This window comes from Methylorubrum podarium (assembly GCF_022179745.1).
Taxonomy (GTDB): Bacteria; Pseudomonadota; Alphaproteobacteria; order Rhizobiales; family Beijerinckiaceae; genus Methylobacterium; species Methylobacterium podarium.
The window spans coordinates 1-3,438 of the sequence record NZ_BPRD01000586.1 but is presented as its reverse complement, the minus strand read 5'-3'; the positions used below and the strand labels follow the sequence as shown (position 1 = coordinate 3,438).

General features: G+C 71.8%; 4 protein-coding genes. 2 read left to right on the top strand and 2 right to left on the bottom strand.

What is annotated here, in order from left to right; all coding sequences use genetic code 11:
* Positions 1-62: 62 nt before the first annotated feature.
* Positions 63-785: an SIMPL domain-containing protein gene (locus tag MFF42_RS24060; RefSeq protein ID WP_238258363.1), complete on the bottom strand. Its 723-nt coding sequence runs from the start codon at positions 783-785 to the stop codon at positions 63-65.
* Positions 782-2,026: a bifunctional glutamate N-acetyltransferase/amino-acid acetyltransferase ArgJ gene (gene argJ, locus MFF42_RS24055; RefSeq protein WP_238258361.1), complete on the bottom strand. Its 1,245-nt coding sequence runs from the start codon at positions 2,024-2,026 to the stop codon at positions 782-784. The genes MFF42_RS24060 and argJ overlap by 4 nt, the downstream gene beginning before the upstream one ends.
* A gap of 382 nt (positions 2,027-2,408) precedes the next feature.
* Between argJ and MFF42_RS24050 the strand changes: the two genes are divergently transcribed.
* Positions 2,409-2,879, top strand: a complete 471-nt coding sequence (locus tag MFF42_RS24050; protein WP_238258359.1) for a response regulator — start codon at positions 2,409-2,411, stop codon at positions 2,877-2,879.
* A gap of 92 nt (positions 2,880-2,971) precedes the next feature.
* Positions 2,972-3,438, top strand: a 467-nt coding sequence (locus tag MFF42_RS24045) for a glutathione peroxidase (protein ID WP_238258357.1), incomplete at its 3' end; no start/stop codon positions are given.

The window sequence follows — 3,438 nt, the reverse complement described above, 5'->3', positions numbered from 1 at the left end:
CACCCGGCCGTCGGCGTCGACGAGCGCCGCCGCGACGACGAGCACCAGCTTGACGGGCGGGCTCATCGGCCGATCGCGAACACGGCGTCGACCTCGGCCGAGGTCTCGATCGTCCCCGCCTCGACTGGCACGGCGGTACGGCCGCGGGGGGCCGCGGCCTTCATGGCGAGGCCGTAGGGCATCGGGCGGGGCGACTCGGCCCGCGGCGGCGACTCGATCGAGAGCACAGTGCCGAGCTTGACGCCGGTCGCCTCGGCGATGCGCTCGGCCTGGGCCTTCGCGTCCTTCACGGCGGCGACCTGCACGGCGGCATCCGCCGCGGCCGGGTCGCGCAGGCCGAAGCTGATGCCCTCGATCCGGTTGGCGCCGGATTCGAGGGTGCGCCGCATCAGTTCGCCGAGCTTGCCCATCTCGGCCAAGCGGACCCGCACCCGGTTGCCGGCCGTGTAGCCGTCGTCCCGCTCGCCCATTGTTCCGTCGGGGAGGCGGACATTCTTGGTCCGCGGCTGCAGGGTGATCGAGGAGGTGCCGATATCGGCCTCCGCCACGCCCATCGCCTTCGCCGCCGCGACGATGCCCTTCGCGGCCTGGCTCGCGGCATCGAGGGCGGCGGCGGGCGTCGCGCCGCGGCTCTCGACGCCGATCTCCACCGAGGCGAAGTCCGGCGCGATCTCCTGAGAGGCGCGGCCGATCACCCGGATGCGACCGGGCTCGTCGTCGGCCGCGGCCGGTGCGGTGGCAACGGCCAGGAGCAGGAGGGAAGCGGCGGGGGCCAGGAACTTCACGAGCGGTAGTCCCCATTGATGGCGACGTAGGCCTTGGTGAGGTCGCAGGTCCAGACCCGGGCGCGGCCCTGGCCGAGGCCGAGATCGACCCGCACGGTGATCTCGGGCCGCCGCATCACCGCGCTCGCCGCCGCCTCGCTGTAATCGGGATCGCGGGCGCCCTGCACCGCGACGCGCACGTCGCCGAACCAGATCGCGAGGCGGTCGCGGTCGGCGGGCTCGCCGGCCTTGCCGACGGCCATCACTACGCGCCCCCAATTGGCATCCTCGCCGGCCACCGCCGTCTTCACCAGGGGCGAGTTGGCGATCGACATGGCGATGCGGTGGGCGGAGGGATCGCTCTCGGCGCCCTCGACCTCGACGGTGACGAGCTTGTTGGCGCCCTCCCCGTCGCGGGCGACGAGCTGCGCGAGTTCGATCAGGAGGTCGTCGAGGGCAGCGCGAAAACCGTCGAGCCGCGGGTCGTCGGCGCGGGTGATCGCCGTATTGCCCGCGGCGCCGGTGGCGAAGAGCAGCAGCGTGTCGGAGGTGGAGGTGTCGCCGTCCACCGTCACGCAGTTGAACGACGTCTTGGTGCCCTCGCTGAGCAGCTCCTGCAGCACGTCCTGCGGTAGAGCCGCATCGGTGAAGGCGAAGGAGAGCATCGTCGCCATGTCGGGCGCGATCATGCCGGCCCCCTTGGCGATGCCGTTGATCGTCACCGCCACGCCGTCGATCTCGACCCGGCGGGTGGCGAGCTTCGGGAAGGTGTCGGTCGTCATGATGGCCTGGGCCGCCTGCGCCCAGGCCTCGGCGCCGCCCTCGGCGCGGGCGGCGCACTCGGCCAGAACGCCCTCGAACTTGCGCGCATCGAGCGGCTCGCCGATCACGCCGGTGGAGGCGATCATCACCGCCTCCGGGGCGCAGGACGCCGCCCGGCCGGCGATCTCGGCCGTGAGCGTCACCGCCTCGCGGCCCTTCATCCCGGTGAAGGCGTTGGCGTTGCCCGAGTTGACCACGAGCGCCCGCGCGCCCTTGCGGGCCGTCAGCGCGTCCCGGCACCAATCCACCGGCGCGGAGGGGCAGCGCGAGCGGGTGAACACGCCCGCGACCTGAGTCCCCTCGTCCAGGGCGACGTAGAGCACGTCCGTCCGGTTCTTGTAGCGGATCCCGGCCTGCGCGGTGGCGAGGCGCACGCCCGCGATCTCCGGCAGCGACGGCGACGTGGCGGGGGCCAGGGGAGAGATTTCGGTGGATGACATCGGTCGTCGGCTCCGTCTCGTACCCGTTCTCGCCGGTTCGGCCGCGTCGGGAGGCGCGGCCTCGCACGCGGAGGCGACACGGGCATGAAGCTTCGTGAAGCTTGAGGTCGCGGGCCGCTGTCTTGCGCCCGGCGCGCCCCACGTCAACACGCGGCGGTCGGTCGAGGATGGCGAAACCTCTGCCGCCTCGGAGAATCTCGCGGCAGCTCACGCAGGACGGTGATCGGCCCGTATCGGATCATAGGGTACGGGCGGCACAACTTGCGATAGGCAAGACGAGACCGAGTCTTGTCGCGTGATGCGGGGTGTGTCCCGTATGGAGCATAGAACCTGTCATCGTTCTGTGATGCTTGAATGCCTTGGGCGATCTGCGTAACCTAGAATGATGCAGCGCACCCAAGACCGTGAGCACGCGACCATCGACCCGGCTGCCGCTCGCGCGGATGGCGCTGTCGGCGGCAACGGGACGCCGCGCAGTTGCTACGGTGTGCAGGTTTTGGTCGCGGGGCGCCGCAAACAGTGGCGCGACGAGATCAACGGGCAGATCCGCCGCGCGGGCTACAGCGCGATCACCGTCGATTCGGCCGTCGATGCGCTCACCGTGCTCGTGCTCGGACTGCCGGTCGACGTCCTCGTGACCGATGCCGAGCTGCACGGCTCGCTCGGACTCAGCGAGCTCGCGGCCGAGGCACGGGCGCTCCGCCCGAATCTCGGCATCGTCGTCGCCTGCGACTCGGCGGTCAGCGACTGCGCCGACCTCGTGCCGGCCGACGCGCTGCTGGTGCCCTGCCCAAGCGAGGAGGAGGCGGTCGCCTGCTCGGTGCGCGAGGCGCTGGCCGCCCGCGCCGTCTGACAACTCCCTCCGCCGCGCGAACCCGCGACGATCGGGCTCGTACCCGACGGCCGCCCCCCTGTGGCAGCCTCGGAGACGGAGGAGACAACGCCATGACGATTCGCCGCCGGGACTGCCTCGCGATGATCGCCGTTCTCGCGGCGGGCCGCGCCCATGCCGCGGAGACCGGCCCGGCGGCCGCCTTCGCCTTCGACAAGCCGGAGGGCGGCAGCCTTCCGCTCTCGGCCTATGCCGGCAAGCCCGTCCTCATCGTGAACACCGCCACCGCCTGCGGCTACGCCCCGCAATTCGTCGGCCTCCAGGGGCTGTGGACCCGCTTCGGCGAGCGGGGCCTCACGGTGATCGCGGTGCCCTCCCCCGATTTTGGCAATCAGGAGCCCCTCGACGGTCCCGCCATCGCCGAGGCCGCGCGGAAGAACCACGGCGTCACCTTCCCGGTCGCGGACAAGACCCATGTCCGCGGACCCGCCGCGCATCCGTTCTACCGCTGGGCGGCGGAGCAGAAGCCGGGGCAGAGCCCGCAGTGGAACTTCCACAAATACCTGGTCGGCCGCGACGG